Source organism: Kluyvera sp. 1366, from assembly GCF_054823405.1.
The window spans coordinates 174661-193330 of the sequence record NZ_JBTRDW010000008.1; the positions used below are offsets into that span (position 1 = coordinate 174661).

Annotated in this window: 15 protein-coding genes, 1 tRNA gene and 1 pseudogene; 12 read left to right on the top strand and 5 right to left on the bottom strand. The window is 52.8% G+C overall.

What is annotated here, in order from left to right; all coding sequences use genetic code 11:
- The first annotated feature begins 8 nt into the window (after positions 1 to 8).
- Both ACVLVH_RS18670 and ACVLVH_RS18675 read left to right on the top strand, forming a co-directional pair.
- Positions 9 to 1124, top strand: coding sequence for a mandelate racemase/muconate lactonizing enzyme family protein (locus tag ACVLVH_RS18670; RefSeq protein ID WP_192414328.1), 1116 nt, complete (start codon positions 9 to 11; stop codon positions 1122 to 1124).
- Between the two features lie 114 nt (positions 1125 to 1238).
- Positions 1239 to 2234, top strand: coding sequence for an acyltransferase (locus tag ACVLVH_RS18675; RefSeq protein ID WP_192414326.1), 996 nt, complete (start codon positions 1239 to 1241; stop codon positions 2232 to 2234).
- Here ACVLVH_RS18675 and ACVLVH_RS18680 read toward each other — a convergent pair.
- From ACVLVH_RS18680 to xylA, 3 genes are all read right to left on the bottom strand, one after another.
- Positions 2219 to 3151 (bottom strand): GlxA family transcriptional regulator, encoded by a 933-nt coding sequence (locus tag ACVLVH_RS18680; protein WP_192414324.1) that lies wholly within the window; start codon positions 3149 to 3151, stop codon positions 2219 to 2221. The two genes, ACVLVH_RS18675 and ACVLVH_RS18680, sit on opposite strands and share 16 nt — an antisense overlap.
- Before the next feature lie 223 nt (positions 3152 to 3374).
- The gene (xylB, locus tag ACVLVH_RS18685; RefSeq protein ID WP_192414321.1) at positions 3375 to 4817 is read right to left on the bottom strand and encodes a xylulokinase; all 1443 of its coding nucleotides are present in this window, start codon (positions 4815 to 4817) and stop codon (positions 3375 to 3377) included.
- A gap of 17 nt (positions 4818 to 4834) precedes the next feature.
- Positions 4835 to 6157 carry a xylose isomerase gene (xylA, locus tag ACVLVH_RS18690; protein WP_061719300.1) on the bottom strand — a complete coding sequence of 441 codons (1323 nt, stop codon included), beginning with the start codon at positions 6155 to 6157 and terminating at the stop codon, positions 4835 to 4837.
- 345 nt (positions 6158 to 6502) lie between these two features.
- On the opposite strand from xylA, the gene xylF reads away from it, so the two are divergent.
- From xylF to gapS4b, 8 genes and pseudogenes are all read left to right on the top strand, one after another.
- Positions 6503 to 7495, top strand: coding sequence for a D-xylose ABC transporter substrate-binding protein (xylF, locus tag ACVLVH_RS18695; protein WP_101763858.1), 993 nt, complete (start codon positions 6503 to 6505; stop codon positions 7493 to 7495).
- A 28-nt stretch (positions 7496 to 7523) separates the two neighbouring features.
- Entirely contained in the window at positions 7524 to 9044 is a 1521-nt protein-coding gene (locus tag ACVLVH_RS18700) for a xylose ABC transporter ATP-binding protein (protein ID WP_192236833.1), read from the top strand.
- Positions 9037 to 10218, top strand: coding sequence for a xylose ABC transporter permease XylH (gene xylH / locus ACVLVH_RS18705; RefSeq protein ID WP_101763860.1), 1182 nt, complete (start codon positions 9037 to 9039; stop codon positions 10216 to 10218). Before ACVLVH_RS18700 ends, xylH begins: the two co-directional genes overlap by 8 nt.
- A 93-nt stretch (positions 10219 to 10311) precedes the next feature.
- Positions 10312 to 11490 carry a D-xylose utilization transcriptional activator XylR gene (gene xylR / locus ACVLVH_RS18710; protein ID WP_061719296.1) on the top strand — a complete coding sequence of 393 codons (1179 nt, stop codon included), beginning with the start codon at positions 10312 to 10314 and terminating at the stop codon, positions 11488 to 11490.
- Between the two features lie 61 nt (positions 11491 to 11551).
- Positions 11552 to 11646, top strand: a tRNA-Sec gene (locus ACVLVH_RS18715).
- A gap of 160 nt (positions 11647 to 11806) precedes the next feature.
- Positions 11807 to 12936 (top strand): annotated as a pseudogene (locus ACVLVH_RS18720) (tyrosine-type recombinase/integrase).
- Positions 12937 to 12973: 37 nt separating this feature from the next.
- A complete protein-coding gene (gapS4a, locus tag ACVLVH_RS18725; RefSeq protein WP_312462379.1) occupies positions 12974 to 13882 on the top strand; it encodes a GapS4a family protein in 909 nt (302 codons plus the stop codon).
- 3 nt (positions 13883 to 13885) lie between these two features.
- Positions 13886 to 14989, top strand: a complete 1104-nt coding sequence (gene gapS4b, locus ACVLVH_RS18730) for a GapS4b family protein (RefSeq protein ID WP_498949953.1) — start codon at positions 13886 to 13888, stop codon at positions 14987 to 14989.
- 195 nt (positions 14990 to 15184) lie between these two features.
- Here gapS4b and ACVLVH_RS18735 read toward each other — a convergent pair whose 3' ends face one another.
- Entirely contained in the window at positions 15185 to 15844 is a 660-nt protein-coding gene (locus tag ACVLVH_RS18735; protein ID WP_101763861.1) for a DUF1345 domain-containing protein, read from the bottom strand.
- Positions 15845 to 16039: 195 nt separating this feature from the next.
- On the opposite strand from ACVLVH_RS18735, the gene ACVLVH_RS18740 reads away from it, so the two are divergent.
- Both ACVLVH_RS18740 and ACVLVH_RS18745 read left to right on the top strand, forming a co-directional pair.
- Entirely contained in the window at positions 16040 to 17083 is a 1044-nt protein-coding gene (locus ACVLVH_RS18740; RefSeq protein WP_192414315.1) for a virulence RhuM family protein, read from the top strand.
- 111 nt (positions 17084 to 17194) lie between these two features.
- Complete coding sequence (locus tag ACVLVH_RS18745; RefSeq protein WP_192414312.1) at positions 17195 to 18043, top strand: AraC family transcriptional regulator; 849 nt, start codon at positions 17195 to 17197, stop codon at positions 18041 to 18043.
- On the opposite strand, the gene ACVLVH_RS18750 is transcribed toward ACVLVH_RS18745, so the two are convergent.
- Positions 18000 to 18398, bottom strand: a complete 399-nt coding sequence (locus tag ACVLVH_RS18750) for a helix-turn-helix domain-containing protein (protein ID WP_101763864.1) — start codon at positions 18396 to 18398, stop codon at positions 18000 to 18002. The two genes, ACVLVH_RS18745 and ACVLVH_RS18750, sit on opposite strands and share 44 nt — an antisense overlap.
- Positions 18399 to 18670 lie beyond the last annotated feature (272 nt).

Below are 18670 nucleotides of genomic sequence, written 5' to 3' on the forward strand. Positions count from 1 at the left end.
AAAACACCATGAAAATCATTAACGTTGAGGCGTTTTACCTGCGCCTGCCAGTGATTGAGCAGCGCACCGACAGCTCTCAGGATGCGCTGCTGATCAAAATCACCACCGATGCCGGCATCACCGGCTGGGGCGAAGTGGATGGCAGTCCGTATGTCACCAAAGCCATCATCGAAGCGCCCTATTCGCACACCATGGTCACCGGCCTGAAGTCGCTGTTAATCGGCGAAAACCCGCTGGAAACCGGCCGTTTATGGAAGAAGATGCACAAAGCCACACTCTATTACGGCCGCAGCGGCGCGGTACTACAGGCGATGGCCGGCATCGACATCGCCTTGTGGGACATCAAAGGTAAAGCACTCGGCAAGCCGATTGTTGAACTGCTGGGCGGCGCCATGCGCGATAAAATGCGCGTTTACTCCTCCAACATGTTCCAGTTCAGCGTGGAAGAGACGGTCGCGCGCGCGCAGCATGCGATGGATACCGGCCATAGCGGCGTGAAGTTTGGCTGGGAGCCGTTTGGCACTGACGAAGTGCTGGATCTGCGCTATCTCGACGCCCTGCGTAAAGCGATGGGCGACGATGTGGATCTGATGCTGGATGTCGGCCACGTGTGGGATGCCAAAACCACCATCCGCCGCAGCCAGCGCTATGAACACCTCAATCTGTTCTGGATTGAAGAGCCGCTGCATCCCGATAACTACGCGGGTTACGGCCAGGTTTCCGCCGCCTGCCAGCAGCATATCGCCGCTGGTGAGCAAGAGTGTTCGGTAACGGGTTTCCAGCGTCTGATAGATGAAGGCGGCATCGATATCGTGCAGATCGACCTGACGCGCACCGGCTTTACGCAGGCAATGGAGATCGCCAGCTACGCGCACAGCCGTGGACGCAAAGTGTGCAACCACAACTTCACCACCGACATTAATACCGCCGCCTCGCTGCATTTCCTGTGCGCGATTGAGAATGCGCTGGTGATGGAGTATTGCGTCGAGCCGGGCGAAATCAGCCGCTCGCTGGCGAAGAATCCGGTGCGCATCGCCGACGGTTACGCGTGGCTGCCGAGCGAGCCGGGCCTCGGCGTTGAACCCGACGAAGCGGTGATCGAGACGTTTTTGGTGCGTGATTAACCAGGTCGCCATTTATGGCGACCTGGTAACAGAGTGATCTGAATTACAACGCAAAAGGTTGTTGGCGCGCGGCTCACTGGCTACCCTTCTTCGCAGCCAATGCAAGAGGGTGCCATGCAGCAAAAAATTTACTGGATCGACAACTTACGTGCGGTTGCCTGCCTGATGGTGATCGTCATTCACACCACAACCTGGTACATCACCGGACCGATGGCGGTGACAGGCCTGAGCTGGGATGTGGCGAACCTGCTTAACTCAGCGTCACGCGTCTGTGTGCCGCTGTTCTTTATGATTTCAGGCTATCTGTTTTTCGGCGAACGCAGTGCACAAGGGCGGCATCTGCTGCGCATCGTGCTGTGCCTGCTGTTCTACAGCGCGGTGGCGCTGGCCTATATCACCTGGCTGACGCCGATCAGCGAAGGTCGATCGCTGCTCAAACTGCTGCAAAGACCGGTGTTCTATCACCTGTGGTTCTTCTTCGCCATTATCGGCATTTACCTGTTATCCCCGCTGATTCAGGTGAAAAGCGTGGCACCGCGCTATGTCGCGATACTGGTGATCGTGCTGGCGGTGCTGGCGAATCCGAATACCGTGAGCCAATCGCTGGGACCGTTCCACTGGCTGCCGGTGAATCTGTATGTCAGCGGCGACAGCATTTACTACCTGCTGTATGCGCTGCTCGGGCGCGCGATTGGCTGTATGGAGACCGACAAGCGCAGCATCAGCTGGCTGGCGGGATTGGGCTTTGTGGCCTGCGTGATTGGCATTGCACTCGGCACTAAACAGATGCTGAAAATCAACGGCGCGTTCAACGATACCTGGTATCTCTATTGTGGGCCGCTGGTGTTTATTGCTGCCATCAGCCTGTTGATTCTGTTCAAAAACACCCTGAATCAGCGCGCGCTGCCGGGGCTCGCCACCCTCTCGCGCTATTCCCTGCCGATCTATGGTTTTCACGCGCTGTTTATCCACTTTCTGCGTACTCATCACTACGACGACATGTCGCGCCCGTGGCTCGATTTGCCGTGGGTGATGGGCACGACGCTGATCGGTAGCCTGCTGCTGGCGATGGGATTACAACGCGTGGATAAGCGTCATCTGGTGAGCTGATCGTCCCAGCGCTGGTGCGCGCGGCGCAGCTGGCGGGCCGAGGAGAATCCGGCGGCCAGCGCCGCTTTCTCCGCCGCTTCGCCCTGCTGCTGACGTTGCCGCGCAATCACCAAGCGCAGCTGTTCGTGGTACTCGCGCACGCTGATGCCAAGATGCTGGCGAAACAGTCGCGTAAGATGGCGCTCGCTGACGTGCGCCCGTTCGGCCAGCGCGGTAAGCGACCAATCATGTTCGGGATGGGCAATCATCACATCCTGCGCGCGATGAATCGCCGGATGCATGTGATTGCGATAGCGCAGCCACGGCGACAGTTGCGGATCGTCGCCGGAACGGCGGAACCACACCACCATTTCGCGCGCCACTTTCAATGCCTGCGGCGCGCCGCACAGCCGATTGATGAGATGCAGCGCCAGATCGATACCCGCAGTAATGCCCGCGCTGGTCCAGATGCCACCATCTTCGACGAAAACCCGGTTATCTTTTACTAACGCCGCCGGTGCTGCCACTTTCAGGCGCGGTAACACATCATGATGCGTGGTGCATTGGATGCCATCCAGCAATCCCGCCTGCGCCGAGAGCAATGCGCCGGAACAGATGCACACCAGCGTGATGCGCCGATCGGTAATCGCTGTCTGCTGCTGGCGCAGCCAGTCACGCGCCATCGCTGCAGGTGCGGTGTCGAAGCAGACGCGAGAATCGTGCACGCCAGGCACCACCAGCAGGCTGTTATCCGGCAGTTGTGCGGGCAAGGGCGCGATGTCGGCGAGGGTCATGCCGGTGGAGCACAGCACGCTCGGCTGCGGGCCGATGTAGTGCAGCGCGAAGTGGCCGTCGGCCAGCTGCAGGGTTTCAGCGGGGCCAGTGAGATCCAGCGCCATCACGCCGGGAAGCACGAGAAAGAAGACGGACTGCGGCATGGTGAGCTCCGGTTGGGTTTGGTGTGTTTTTCCCTCACCCCAACCCTCTCCCGTAAACGGGCGAGGGAGCTGATCGTGCGTATACTCTCGATCGATTCCCTCTCCTGCTTGCGGGAGAGGGCTAGGGTGAGGGCAAATCAGGCCACTACATTCAACACAAAACCCCAATCATACCCGATAAAAACTCCAACACCCTGCCAAATCCAGCCATCACTCTCCCACATCAAGACATCAACGGCTGCAACTGCTGATACAAGCGCGCAAACACCTCGCGCTGTGGCTGATACGCCTGATGCCGCGCCGCATCCGGTTGATGCCGCTGCGCCAGTTCCAGCGACGGCCATTCGCTCGCCGGATCAACCGCCAGCTGCGCCAGCCGCGCTGCGCCCAGCGCCGGACCGACTTCGCCGCCGTGACAATAATCCAGCGTTTGCCCGCTGATATCCGCCAGCATCTGACGCCAGTACGCACTTCGCGCGCCGCCGCCAATCAGCATCACGGTTTTCGGCTGCACGCCACACTCATGCACCGCATCCATGCCTTCGGCCAGCGCGAAGCCCACGCCCTCCAGCACCGCGCGCGCCAGTTCTGGCCGGCCATGCTGATGCGTTAAACCAAAGAATGCGCCCTGCGCCTGCGGATTGTTATGCGGCGTGCGCTCGCCAGAAAGATAGGGCAGGAACCACACTGGCGGCACATCGCTGCGCGCTTTTTCCGCCTCACTCAGCAGTTGCGGCACATCGGCGCAGCCGGTTAGCGCCGCCGCCCAATCGAGGCAGGAAGCCGCGCTGAGAATCACCGACATCAGATGCCAGCGCTGCGGCAGCGCGTGGCAAAAGCTGTGCACCGCACGCTGTGGATTGCTGAGATAGCCGTCGCTCACCAGGAAATAGACGCCCGACGTACCGAGCGACAGCATGCCTTGTCCCGGCTCAACCATGCCGACACCCACCGCGCCCGCCGCGTTATCGCCACCGCCCGCCACCAGCGGCACGCTTGGCATGCCCCAGCGCGCGGCGACATCTGGCAACAAGGTGCCGGTGATCTGATTGCCTTCAAACAGTTGCGGCATCTGGCTGCGCTGCAAATCGCAGGCGTTGAGCATCTCATCGCTCCAGTCGCGCTGCGCCACATCCAGCCACATCGTTCCCGCCGCATCCGACATGTCGCTGGCGAACTCACCGCTCATGCGCAAGCGCAGATAATCCTTTGGCAGCAGCACTTTAGCTACCTGAGCAAAAACTTGCGGCTCATGCTGTTTTACCCACAGCAGCTTAGGCGCGGTAAAGCCAGGCATCATCAGGTTGCCGGTGATGCGACGCGAATCCGGCACGCGCTTCTCCAGTTCCTGACACTGCTCGCCGCTACGCCCGTCATTCCACAAAATCGCCGGACGCAGCACCCGATTATTGCTATCCAGCAAGGTGGCACCGTGCATCTGCCCGCTCAGGCCAATCGCCTTCACGCCGCTGAGATCGTGCTGCTGCGCCAGCGCCTGCATGGCACGATCGGTAGCCCGCCACCAGCTTTCGGCATCTTGCTCGCTCCATAACGGCTGCGGCCGCGACACCTCCAGCGGCGCACTCTCCACTGCAATCACTTTGCCGTGCGCATCCAGCAATGCCACTTTCACGCCGGAGGTGCCTAAATCGATGCCGATAACCATGCTGCGCTCCTGAAAAGTTAAAAATCAAACAAGTAGTGATTCACCAGATTCTCCAGCTGTTCCTGGCGTCCACTACGATGCTGTGGATTAAATTGCTGTTGCTGCGCCTGCTCCGCCAGAGCGGCTAGGGAAAATTCTCCCTTCAGGATCTGCTGTCCGAACTCGCCGTTCCAGCCGCTGTACCGCTGCGCCACACGCTTATCCAGCTCGCCGTCCGCCACCATGCGTGCCGCGACTTTTAACGCCAGCGCCATGGTATCCATTGCGCCGATATGGCCGTAGAACAGGTCATATTTATCGGTGCTCTGGCGGCGGACTTTGGCATCAAAGTTTAAGCCGCCGGTGGTGAATCCGCCCGCTTTGATAATTTCGTACAGCACCAACGCATTCTCTTCGACGCTGACCGGGAACTGGTCGGTATCCCAGCCACACTGCATATCGCCGCGGTTAGCATCCACCGAGCCGAAAATGCCCAGCGCGATGGCCGTTGCGATCTCATGATGGAAAGAGTGACCCGCCAGCGTCGCATGGTTGGCTTCCACATTCACTTTGATCTCTTTCTCCAGCCCGAACTGCTTCAGGAAGCCATAAACTGTCGCGACATCATAGTCATACTGATGTTTCGTCGGCTCCTGTGGCTTGGGTTCAATCAGCAACATGCCGTGGAAACCGATCTTATGTTTGTGCTCCACCACCATCTGCATAAAGCGGCCAATCTGCTCGCGCTCCTGACGCAGGTCGGTATTCAGCAGGGTTTCATACCCTTCACGCCCGCCCCACAGCACATAGTTCTCGCCGCCCAGAGTTTGCGTGGCCTGCATGGCGCTGCACACCTGGCTGGCGGCCCAGGCAAAAATTTCCGGATCCGGATTGGTCGCCGCACCCGCACCGTAACGCGGATGGGTAAAGCAGTTGGCGGTTCCCCACAGCAGTTTCACGCCGGTTTCCTGCTGTTTCTCCAGTAATTTATCGGTCATCACCGCGAAGTTTTCACGATAGCTTTTCAGCGAATCGCCTTCCGGTGAGACATCCACATCGTGGAAGCAGTAATAAGGCACATTCAGTTTATGGAAGAACTCAAAGGCGACATCGGCCTTTTGCTTCGCCAGCTCAAGCGCATCACCCGGCTTCTGCCACGGACGATCAAACGCGCCAACGCCAAACATATCCGCGCCGTTCCAGCAGAAGGTATGCCAGTAACAGGCTGCAAAGCGCAGATGCTCCGCCATGGTTTTACCGAGAATCACCTCGTCCGGGTTGTAATGACGAAACGCCAGAGGATTGCGGGTATTACTCCCTTCATAACGAACGCGATCAAGCTGGTCGAAATAGGCGTGCATAGTTAGCTCCTTAGCATGAGGACCCGAATGGTCAGCTTTGAGCGGTTATTGTGATGATGTAATTTACTGTTGCTCAATTACGATATTTAACACTCAACGTAAGATAATTATTATTTGTGCGCCAGCTCGCAAAATAATGTCGTTATTTTCATTCAGCCTCTCTCACGTCGTTTTTTCTGAAAGCGTTGAAATATCGATCGCGCTCATAAAATCGCAAATAAACCAAAAAACGTAATAGCCGGATAAAAATCAGTAATTGATGTCATCTGAAACTCAGGGCAACAATTCATCGGCCTGGTTATCAGCCTTACAACGACAACAGCCTCAACCTACAGGATTAATACCATGAACATGAAAAAATCACTGTTGGCCGCCTGCGCGGCTCTGGCCCTGTTTAGTCACGCGGGTAGCGCTAAAGAAGTCAAAATCGGTATGGCTATTGATGATTTACGTCTGGAACGCTGGCAAAAAGATCGCGATATCTTTGTTAAACAAGCCGAATCACTGGGCGCCAAAGTGTTTGTGCAATCGGCCAACGGCAACGAAGAAACGCAGATGTCGCAAATTGAAAATATGATTAATCGCGGCGTCGATGTATTGGTCATCATTCCTTATAACGGCCAGGTTTTAAGTAACGTGGTGGCGGAAGCGAAACGTGAAGGCATTAAAGTGCTGGCGTATGACCGCATGATAAATAACGCCGATATTGATTTTTATATCTCATTCGATAATGAGAAAGTGGGCGAATTACAGGCCGAAAGTATTGTGAAGCAAGTACCAAAAGGTAATTACTTCCTGATGGGTGGCTCGCCGGTGGATAATAACGCGCGCCTGTTCCGTGCCGGTCAGATGAAAGTGTTAAAACCTTATATTGATAATGGCAGCATTAAAGTGGTCGGCGATCAGTGGGTTGATGCGTGGCTGCCGGAAAATGCGCTGAAAATAATGGAGAACGCCTTAACCGCAAACAGCAACCACATTGATGCCGTTGTGGCGTCGAATGATGCCACCGCAGGCGGTGCGATTCAGGCATTAAGCGCGCAGGGACTTTCCGGCAAAGTCGCGATCTCCGGCCAGGATGCCGATCTCGCCGCCATCAAACGCATTATGAACGGCACGCAAACCATGACGGTTTACAAACCCATCACCGAACTGGCGACTGAAGCAGCCAAAATCGCGGTGGAACTCGGTGACGACAAACAACCCGCCAGCAACAGCAAGCTGAATAATGGCCTGAAAGATGTGCCATCGCGCCTGCTGAATCCTATTCCGGTGAACAAAGACAACATTGAAAGCACGGTAGTTAAAGACGGCTTCCACAAGCAGAGCGAACTCTGAGGCGCGAGCCCGTAAAGGAGAGAGGCCGATGTTGCTGGAAATGAACCATATCACCAAGCGTTTCGGCGCGGTGAAAGCCCTGGATGACGTGAGCCTGCAGCTGGAAGCCGGTGAAGTGATGTCGCTGTGCGGCGAAAACGGCTCGGGGAAATCGACCCTGATGAAGATCCTGTGCGGGCTGTATCCGCACGGTGACTTTGAAGGCAGTATCCATTTTGCGGGCGACGAGATTCAGGCGCAGACCATTCGTGATACCGAACGCAAAGGGATCGTGATCATCCATCAAGAGCTGGCGCTGGTGCGGCAGCTGACGGTGATGGAGAACATTTTCCTCGGCGCAGAGCTGGGACGTTTCGGCATGGTGGATGACGAAACCATGACGTTGCGTTGCCAGCAGCTGCTGGAGCGGGTCAAGCTGCAGGTATCGCCGGATACGCGCGTCGGCGAACTGGGATTAGGCCAGCAACAGCTGGTGGAGATTGCACGCGCCTTGAATAAACAGGTGCGCCTGCTGATCCTCGACGAACCGACCTCTTCGCTCACCGAACAGGAAACGGAGGTGCTGCTTAGCATCATCAAAAACCTGCGCGAACATGGCATCGCCTGCATCTACATTTCGCACAAACTCAACGAGGTAAAAGCGATTTCGGACACCGTCTGCGTGATCCGCGACGGTCAGCATATCGCGACCCGCGCGGCCGCCGGGCTGAGTGAGGATGACATCATCACCATGATGGTCGGGCGCGAGCTGACGGCGCTCTATCCGCATAGCCCACACGAGATTGGCGAAACCCTGTTGCAGGTAGAGAACCTCACGGCGTGGCATCCCATCAACCGCCATATCCGCCGGGTGGATAACGTCTCTTTTAGCCTGAAGCGCGGCGAAATTCTTGGCATTGCCGGGCTGGTTGGTGCCGGGCGAACCGAAACCGTGCAGTGTCTGTTTGGCGTTTGGCCGGGACGCTGGCAGGGCGATATTCATATCAACGGCAAGAAAGTCCGTATCAAGGACTGCCGCGCCGCCATCGCGCACGGCATCGCGATGGTGCCGGAAGATCGCAAAAAGGATGGCATCGTGCCGCTAATGGGCGTGGGCAAAAACATTACGCTGGCCGCGCTGGACCAATTTAGCCCCCGGCTTTCGCTGCTGGATGACGCGCAGGAACAACAGGCAATTAATCAGGCCATTACGCGATTGCGGGTGAAAACCTCGTCGGCGGAACTGCCGATTGGTCGCCTGAGCGGCGGCAATCAACAGAAAGCGATCCTTGCTAAATGCCTGCTGCTCAATCCAAAAATCTTAATTCTTGATGAGCCGACGCGCGGCATTGATGTGGGCGCGCGCCAGGAAATCTATCTGCTAATCAATTCGCTAGTGCAGCAAGGGATTGCCGTGATTGTCATTTCGTCTGAGCTGCCCGAAGTGCTGGGCCTGAGCGATCGGGTTTTGGTGATGCATGAAGGCAAAATCAAAGCCGATCTGATTAACGATAACCTGACTCAGGAGCAGGTGATGGAAGCCGCCCTGCGGAGTGAACACTATGTTTAAGACCGAAAGTACGCAACGCGGCCTCACTACGCCGGGTAAAGGTGCGCCAGGTAAATTCTCGCTGCCTAATCTGCAGGTGCTGGTGATGCTGGGTGCGATTGTGCTGATCGCCCTGTTCTTCACCTGGACCACCGACGGTGCCTGGCTCAGCGCACGTAATGTTTCCAACCTGCTGCGCCAGACCGCCATCACCGGCATTCTTGCGGTCGGCATGGTGTTCGTCATTATCTCTGCGGAGATCGATCTCTCGGTGGGTTCGATGATGGGGTTGCTCGGCGGTGCTGCAGCTATCTTTGACGTCTGGCTCGGTTGGCCGCTACCGCTCACCATCGTCGTGACTTTGGTGATGGGTTTGCTGCTCGGCACCTGGAACGGCTGGTGGGTGGCTTATCGCAAAGTTCCGTCGTTTATTGTCACGCTGGCGGGGATGCTGGCGTTTCGCGGCATTCTGGTCGGCATCACCGATGGCACCACGGTAGCGCCTACCAGCCCGGCGATGTCGCAGATTGGCCAAAGCTATCTGCCTGGCGGGATCGGATTTGGCTTCGGCTTTGCTGGCCTCGCGCTGTTTATCCTCTGGCAATGGCGCTTGCGTCTGCGTCGCCAACAGCTTGGTCTGGCGCAAACCTCCGTCAGCGGAGCGCTGGTGCGGCAGGTCGTCACCGCTGTTTTGGTGTTAGGCGCGATCTGGCTGCTCAACGATTATCGCGGCGTGCCAACGCCGGTCTTGCTGCTGGCGCTGCTGCTGCTCGGCGGCATGTTTATGGCGACGCGCACGGCCTTTGGTCGCCGGATTTATGCCATCGGTGGCAACCTGGATGCCGCGCGCCTTTCCGGCATTAATGTGGCCCGCACCAAGCTGGCGGTCTTCGCCATCAATGGCGTGATGGTGGCGATTGCGGGCCTGATCCTGAGCTCACGCCTTGGCGCGGGTTCGCCCTCGGCAGGCAACATTGCCGAGCTGGATGCCATCGCCGCCTGTGTGATTGGCGGTACCAGCCTGGCGGGCGGCGTTGGTTCGGTGGCGGGCGCGGTCATCGGCGCATTTATCATGGCGTCGCTGGATAACGGCATGAGCATGATGGATGTCCCGACCTTTTGGCAGTACATCGTCAAGGGCGCCATCCTGCTGCTGGCAGTGTGGATGGATACCGCGACGCGCCGCCGGGTGTAATCGCGTGGGGGATCACAATGTGGCGCAAATTCTTTCTGCTGTCCGTCGTGCCATGCTATGCAAGGTGCTGTCGATTTAGGAGAGTGCGCCACGATGCATGAGAAACGCTTTCGCATTACGTTGCTGTTCAACGCCAATAAGGTCTATGACCGCCAGGTGGTTGAGGGCGTCGGTGAGTATTTACAGGCATCACAAACGGATTGGGACATTTTCATTGAAGAGGACTTTCGTTGCCGCATCGACAATATCCGTGAATGGCTGGGCGACGGGGTTATCGCGGATTACGACGATCCCTCGATTGAAAAACTGCTGGCGAACGTGTCGGTGCCGATAGTCGGCGTTGGCGGATCGTACCATCAGCCGCAGGACTATCCGCCGGTGCATTACATCGCCACCGACAACGCCGCGCTGGTCGAGAGCGCCTTTTTGCATTTGAAAGAAAAAGGCGTGAACCGCTTTGCTTTCTATGGCTTGCCCGCAGCCAGCGGCAAACGTTGGGCGCAAGAGCGCGAACATGCGTTTCGCCAGCTGGTGGCGCGCGAGCGTTATCAGGGCGTGGTTTATCAGGGCATGGAAACGGCACCAGAAAACTGGCAGCACGCTCAGAACCGCCTGGCTGACTGGCTACAAACCTTGCCGCAGCAAACCGGTATTATTGCCGTCACCGATGCCCGTGCGCGCCATCTGCTGCAGGCCTGTGAATACCTCAAAATTCCGGTGCCGGAAAAGCTCACGGTGATCGGGATTGATAACGAGGAACTGACGCGTTATCTGTCGCGCGTAGCGCTCTCATCCGTGGCGCAGGGTTCACGCCAGATGGGTTATCAGGCGGCAAAACTGCTGCATCGCCTGCTGGATAATCAGCCTCTGCAACTGCAACGAATTTTGGTTCCACCGGTGAAAGTTATTGCGCGCCGCTCCACCGATTTCCGCTCCTTGCACGATCCTGCGGTGATTCAGGCGATGCATTACATCCGCTTTAACGCCTGCAAAGGCATTAAAGTTGAACAAGTGCTGGATGCCATCGGCATCTCGCGATCAAACCTGGAAAAACGCTTCCGTGATGAAACCGGCGACACCATTCACGCCATGATCCACCGCGAAAAACTGGAGAAAGCGCGCGAGCTGCTGGCGTGTTCTTCGCTGAGCATCAATGAGATCTCACAAATGTGTGGTTACCCGTCGCTGCAATATTTCTATTCGGTGTTTAAAAAGAGTTACGCCAATACGCCGAAGGAGTATCGGCAGCTTCACGGTGAAAACGTGCTGTGACGCACGGCTGAGATCAAGAATTCCGCCGCGATTGTCGCTATACTCCTGCGGCATCTTCAAAGGAAGATCGTCGTCTCCGGTGAGGCGGCCGGATTTCAAATCCGGTTGGGGCCGCCAGCGGTCCTGGGCAGGTTCGACTCCTGTGATCTTCCGCCACTACACTTCCGCATCCTTACGATATTATTTTTAATTTCCTTTAAAAACAATAAAATGAGCGAATTTTTGTCCGTATAAATCCTATAGCATCAGCCAGAATCCAGAACAAATATGTATAGAAATTCGTATAGAATTTTATACACACTTTAGACTTATACATATGGCTCTCACAGACAAACAGATTCGACGCGCAAAACCTCAAGAAAGCCTTACACCCTTAGCGACGGCCTCGGGCTGGCTTTACTCATCAACCCGGATGGCAGCAAAGGCTGGCGCTTTCGCTATCGCTTCAACGACAAAGCTAAGCTGATATCGTTTCCTTGTTTCGCTTGCTGAGGCGCGAGAAAAGCGCGATGTGGCGCGCAAGCAGGTAGCTAATGGCTTGATCCTGTAGAGGAACGCAAGGCCCAAAAGCTGGCCCTTAAAATCTCCACTGAGAATTCTTTCGAAGCCATAAGCCGTGAATGGCATAGGAATAAGGCAGATCGTTGGACGGTGGCTTATCGCGAGGAGACCATTGAAACCTTCGAGCAAGATGTCTTTCCATTTATTGGCAATCACCCTATATCGGAAATTAAGCCGCTGGAATTGCTTGAAGTACTACGTCCTATTGAAAAGCGTGGTGCGTTAGAGAAAACTCGAAAGGTGTGGCAGCGCTGCGGCGAAGTTTTTTCGTTATGCGATCATCACGGGTAGAGCTTAGTACAATCTTGCACCGGATTTAGCTATCGCGCTGGCAACTCCTAAGCAAAAGAACCATCCACATTTATCAGCCGAAGAGCTACATTATTTTGTCCGAGATTTGGAAACCTATACTGGCAGCATCATTACTAAAAATGCGACAAAAATTGTCATGTTGACGGGTGTTAGAACTCAGGAAATGCGTTTTGCTAAATGGGATAAAGTTGATCTCGAAAGCGGTATATGGGAAATTCCTTCAGAGTGGATGAAAATGCGTAGGTCTGATGTTGTCCCCTATCCACTCAATTAATCGTCCTTTTCGAGCAATTGAAACCTATTACCGGTCGATACCTTTACATCTTCATTGGCAGGAACAATCGCAGTAAACAGCTCTCAAAAGAAAGCGTAACGCAAGTTATTGAGTTATTGGGATACACAGGCTGAGCTACGGGGCACGGATTCCGGCATAGCATGTCAACAATTCTTCATGAACAAGGGTTTGATAGCAAATGGAATGAAATACGATTAGCGCATGCCGATAAAACTGCTATTCGTGCGGTCTATAATCATGCGCAATATATAAAAAGGCGACGCGGAATGCTTCAATAGCACTCCGATTACCTCACTGAAATGAAAGGAAAAGATCATGGGTGAGTTTTCAAAGTTAGTTGGTGACGTTGGTGAAAATATTGTTTCAAATTTCTTAGATTTATTCGGCTGGGAGAATCATGCAACTAATAAATATGTAGCATGTAATACAAGAAAACATGATAAACAAAGTCATGGTATTGATGCTCTTTTTGCTTATCAATCGCCGTTAGAAAGCAAGATCATTGAAAACGTTATTATATCTTCAAAATATTCTTCAAATCCTTATTCAAGTGTACCATCAACATTTAAATCTTATTTTGAGGACATAGCATTAGCGATTGAATGCTATAATAAATCAACTTTAAAAAAAGAAATCAATGAGAGAATAAGCTCAAATGGTGTATATAGAAAAGTTGAAACTGGCGTTCTATTTTACATCAATAATGATGATACGCCAACGAAGCAAGATATCACCAGCCAGATAAAAAACATTCAAAACAATACCGAGTTAAAATATAGAACAATTCATGTTGTTGATAATAAAAAAGCCTCATTCCTATATGAAAGCATAACCTTCATTAAAAATAGGTTCGATGAAGATAAAGTTAATTTCTTCTACCCTCCAACTTCATTGAATTTAACGCTCGCACAGAAAAAATATTATGGCAAAGTATTCCCGGTAGAGTATATATCATCTCCAATAATTCCTTTTGTTATTGAGAGAAACAATCATGAGCAACCAATAATTTGCTTGGCATGCTCAGAGCCATATTCTGATGAGTTATTGGAAAGTTTATTGAGTTGCACCCGAGATTTAGTATCAGATATATCTAAAAATTTAATGTTCGTTTTTGAAAAATACAATAAACTCGAAAACAAAGAGTCATTAGATGCCATCCGGTTGGCAACTGGAAAAGATATAATCATAGAAATTGAGTCTTATCGTAGCGATTTTAGGAGTTAAAAAATGGAAAAAATAATTTTACCAAGCGGCGATAATATTAAAACAATCCTTTCGCAGAATAAGATTTCTAAAGCCGATGTGAAATCGTTATTGCGACAACGAGGAGTGTTTTTTTCTAATGATGAAAAAAACAATACCGTTCCGCATTTAATGAAAACATTAATATCTCCTAATGAGCTCAATAAATTATTGGAAAATCTTAAGACAAAAGAACAAAGCTCTAAAATTAGCATGCGAACATTAGAGTGGAATTCTGATGAATCATTAATTGATGCGATCGGTGATGGCGTTGATCTCTCTGAATTGATTGATGATCCCTTCACCAACTATGAAATCTCATATTTGTCTGATTTTTACGTACAAAGTAATTTAGTAGCGTTAGATTTCCAAGTTAAACGAACTGACCTATTGAGCGGCTGGAATGAAACGGAGCAATTCTTCACTGGCAGAATAGAACTTGAGAAAAAAGAGGGCCAAACGGATAAGGTTGAAGTAAATATTTCAATAAACCATACATCTAATGAGACTAAAATCATTGCAGATAAAATATTAACGAAACTTAACAAGCATTTAAAAGAAAACGGTCATATCAAGCAGGATACTGAAATTCTCAAGATCCAATTTAATCACTTTACCAATGAAAGCCGAATTGCTTTCTTGAATGACTTATCTGAAAGTCACATTCAAAATGAATTTTACTTTAAAAAAATAATTGATGTTGATTTTCATCCGGATGAAGAAGCCAGTTTCCCTGCTGAAATGAAGTGGCTTGAAAAAAACATCGAAGAGTTCAAGCTTAAGGGAACATTAAGCGATTCAATTTTCTTTAGAAATAAGGATCTTCACCCTAGCCTCAAAATAACTAAGCTTGTCGCCAATTATACAATGCAAGATATAGACTATGATGCTGAATGTAAAATATCTTATGAATTTCCTGATTATGCAACAAAGAAGAATCAATTTGCAGAGCTCGTAATTGATTTCAGGTCATTCAACGGTAAAGGCGCATCAAACACAAAAATCAACAGCATTAAATCAGCAATAATGAAAATTCTCGAGAGCAGGAAAATAACAGCTTACGAATATCATCATATTGAAGTCGAATAATTTATGGCAACGCAACCTACAGCAGGCTGCGTTGCCATTTACGTATTCTTTTAAGTTGATCCCCTGAAACAGTCAACTAAATTGGTTTCATGGTTTCGATGACGCTCAATCATTCTACTCTCTTGCGCGCGCTCGTTCCCCCGCCACGCCTGCCCGCTTTGTGTGATCTTCCGCCACTTTTTTTGTTTCATTCAGCTAACTCAACAACCCCGCCCCCACATTCACCGACAATCCCAAAATCGCCAGATTGAATACAAACGAAATAACCGACTGTAATAGAGCGATTTGCCGCATATCCGTGGTGCCCGTTGCCACATCGGCGGTTTGCGAAGCTACCGCGATGGTGAAAGAGAAGTAGAGAAAATCCCAGTATCCCGGCTGCTCGGGCTTTTCAGGAAAGATCATCGGCGTGACATCCTTGCTGCGCCGCAGATAGTGATGGTGCGCGTAATGCATGGCGAATGACGTCGGAAGCAGCGCCCAGGAAACCACCAAAGTTGCCGCGGTCAGCAGCAGATGCAGCACGCGCGGCGTTCCCGTCAGGCTCTTCAGCGTGGTGAGTTCCATCAGAATCGCCAGAATGCTGACCAGGCAGGTGAGCGTTACCATACTCAACACCAGCGTCGCGCTTTCATCCTCGATTTTAGCAATATGCGGAATATCTTTGGCCTCGGTGCCTAGCATGCGCAGCCACAGAAAAGCGAGATAGAGCCATGCCAGCACGTTCCAGCCAATCAGCAGACGCTGCAACATGCCCAGGTGCGCAGGCAGGAAGAAATAACAGGCCACGCCAGCCACAATCGAAATCAGCAAACGCAGACGCGCGCGAAGGTAATGCATCAGGGAAAGGCTCATGGTGTCAGAGGCTTAGTGAAGGGAGGTGGATAAGTTAACTGTAGACGCTGATAAAGAGGTTGTAATTGCGGAGCACCCCAACCGTTTACCAAATCTGCTGCGCTGCAGTTGATAAAATAATCGCCAATCGACTAATGAGCTTCATTGCGTCTCTCTGGCATACTGTGCACCAGATCCTAAAAGAGCGGAGGCGACATGTCAGAGGAGCAATCCACACCATCACCAGCAGGCGAATTTGTCATGTTTGCGAGCGGCGATGGGAAAGTGCGGGTTGAATGTCGCTTCGAGCAGGAATCGCTTTGGCTTTCGCAAGCATCAATCGCCACCCTTTACCAAATCACGCCGCAAGCCATTACACAGCACATTAAAGCGATCTATGACGAAGGCGAACTTGAACAAAACGCAACCTGTAAGTCTTACTTACAAGTTCAACAGGAAGGAACTCGTCAAGTCAGTCGCAATACCCTTCATTACAATCTGCCGATCATTCTCGCCATCGGTTATCGCGTCCGCTCAGCACGCGGTACTCAGTTCCGCCAATGGGCAACGCAAACCCTGCAAGAATATTTGATTAAGGGATTTGTGATGGACGATGAGCGGCTGAAAAATCCGCCGGTTGGTTCATCCGCAGTACCTGACTATTTCGATGAAATGCTGGAGCGTATTCGCGACATTCGCGCCAGTGAGCGTCGGATGTATCTACGCGTTCGCGAGATTTTTGCCTTAGCGGCTGACTATCAACCTTCCCTCAAAGAGACCACGCAGTTTTTTCAAACCATTCAGAACAAATTGCACTTTGCCTGTACCGGTTATACCGCTGCCGAGCTGATTCATATACGCGCCAACGCCAGCCAACCTCATATGGGTTTGACCAGTTTCAAAGGTGAAGAGGTGCGCAGAAGCGATGTCACCGTGGCTAAAAATTATCTGGTTCAGGACGAAGTGAGCGAGCTTAATCGCGTGGTCACGATGTGGCTGGATTTCGCAGAAGATCAGGCGCGCCGCCGCCAGCAGGTTTTTCTTCGCGATTGGCAGAGCAAACTCGATCAATTTTTGCAGTTTAACGATCGCGATGTGCTGCAAGGTGCAGGTTCAATCAGTAAGAAAATGGCCGATGAAAAAGCGCAGGCTGAATACGGTCAATTCGCCGAGCAACAGCGTCGTTTAAAAGAGGCTGAAGGTGAAAACAACATCGCCGGTCTACTGCAGTGGCAGACAAGCCCTAAGAAATCGAAATGATCGCCGCTGGGCCGCATCCCGCCCTTTCACTCCTCAACTTATACACACCCACGCTTTACTTCCCCACCTATCTCCGCCACTTTGCTCCTTCATCGCATTGTGGAGCCAGGCATGCTAATCCATCCAACCGATACTCTGACTTTTTCCGGCAATCCGCGTCAGGCTGAGCTGCGTCAGCGCCTGCTGCAGCCGGATGCGCCGAAGGTGATTGCCGCTGCGTTAGCGAAGCAGCTGGACCGTGAAACCTTCACCCATTGCCACGCTGCCGGGCAGCTCTTCTGTTTGAAGCAGGGATTGATGACGGTGAAAACGCCGTCGGGTATTTTCGCCAATCCGCCGCGACTGGTGGGCTGGATTCCGCCCTACTTTGAACATGCGATCATCGGGCCGGGCCCGGTGCTTGGCTGGACAGTATTGGTGGACGATGCGCTGGCCGCGCCCTTGCCGGATCATCCCGTCCTGCTTTCCTGCCCGTCGGTGCTGGAGCCGCTAGCGGAAAGACTGGCAATCTTGTCGCCCGATCACTGGGGCAGCGCGCGCTACCATCGCCTGTGCGAGGTGTTCCTGGATGAGTTATATGAATCGACCGAACATCCGCTGACGTTACCGCTGCCGGCGGAACCGCGCTTGCTGCAGATTGCGCGCCTGTTGATGGACGATCCTTCCGATACGCGTACCGGGCCCGAACTGGCGCGCTGGGCGGGACTCAGCCCGCGCAGCCTGAGCCGTCATTGGGCCAGCGCGGTCGGCATGAGCTTGACGCGCTATCGCCAGGTTTCACGTTTACTCAAATCACTGGAAGGATTGGCAGCGGGCAAAAGTGTGCAGCAAGTGGCGTGGCAGGTCGGATTCGACAGTGTTAGCAGCTATATCAGCGCTTTTCGCAGCGCGTTTGGCTCAACGCCCGGCAAATACTTTACGCCGCCAGCCGACTCTGCGGATGCAAAAACAGCAAACTAGCGGGCCCGTCAATGTCCGGCAAACTGTGCTGATATTTGCGACGGAACGCGCCGGGCGGCAGGTCGAACATGCGGCGGAAGGTGCGGCAGTAAGTTTGCTGCGAGTCGAAGCCATATTTGATGGCGATATCCATCAGCGGCATATTGCTGTTCAACAGCGCAATCACCGAAGCCGTTAACTTGCGCTCGCGAATATAGGTACCCAGCGCGACGCCGGTGTAACTGCGAAACAGTCGCTGCAGATGCCACTGCGAATAGCCGGCGCGGCGCGCCACGGTTTCCAGAATGAGTTTCTGTTCAATGTTGTCCTCAATCCAGAGCATCAGTTGCTGCATAAAGGCGGCGTGCATATCCATCTTTCCTCCTGATGTCGAAATGAATACCGTGATACCGATAAATCGTCGCACATCCCGTAGCGGCGCGATTTATCGCGCAATAAATTGCGCCGCTACGATCAGTGCGCTCTGAAATTTCGGTGTCAGCGATTATCTGATAAGCATTATAAGAAGACGCTCACTGGCTATGTGATGGTCAAAAGCCAATAAATAACGATAACTCGCCAATTTATGGCTGTTCCTACAGCTAGGACTCTTCGGCATCTTGTAGCCAAATGCATCATGTAATATTG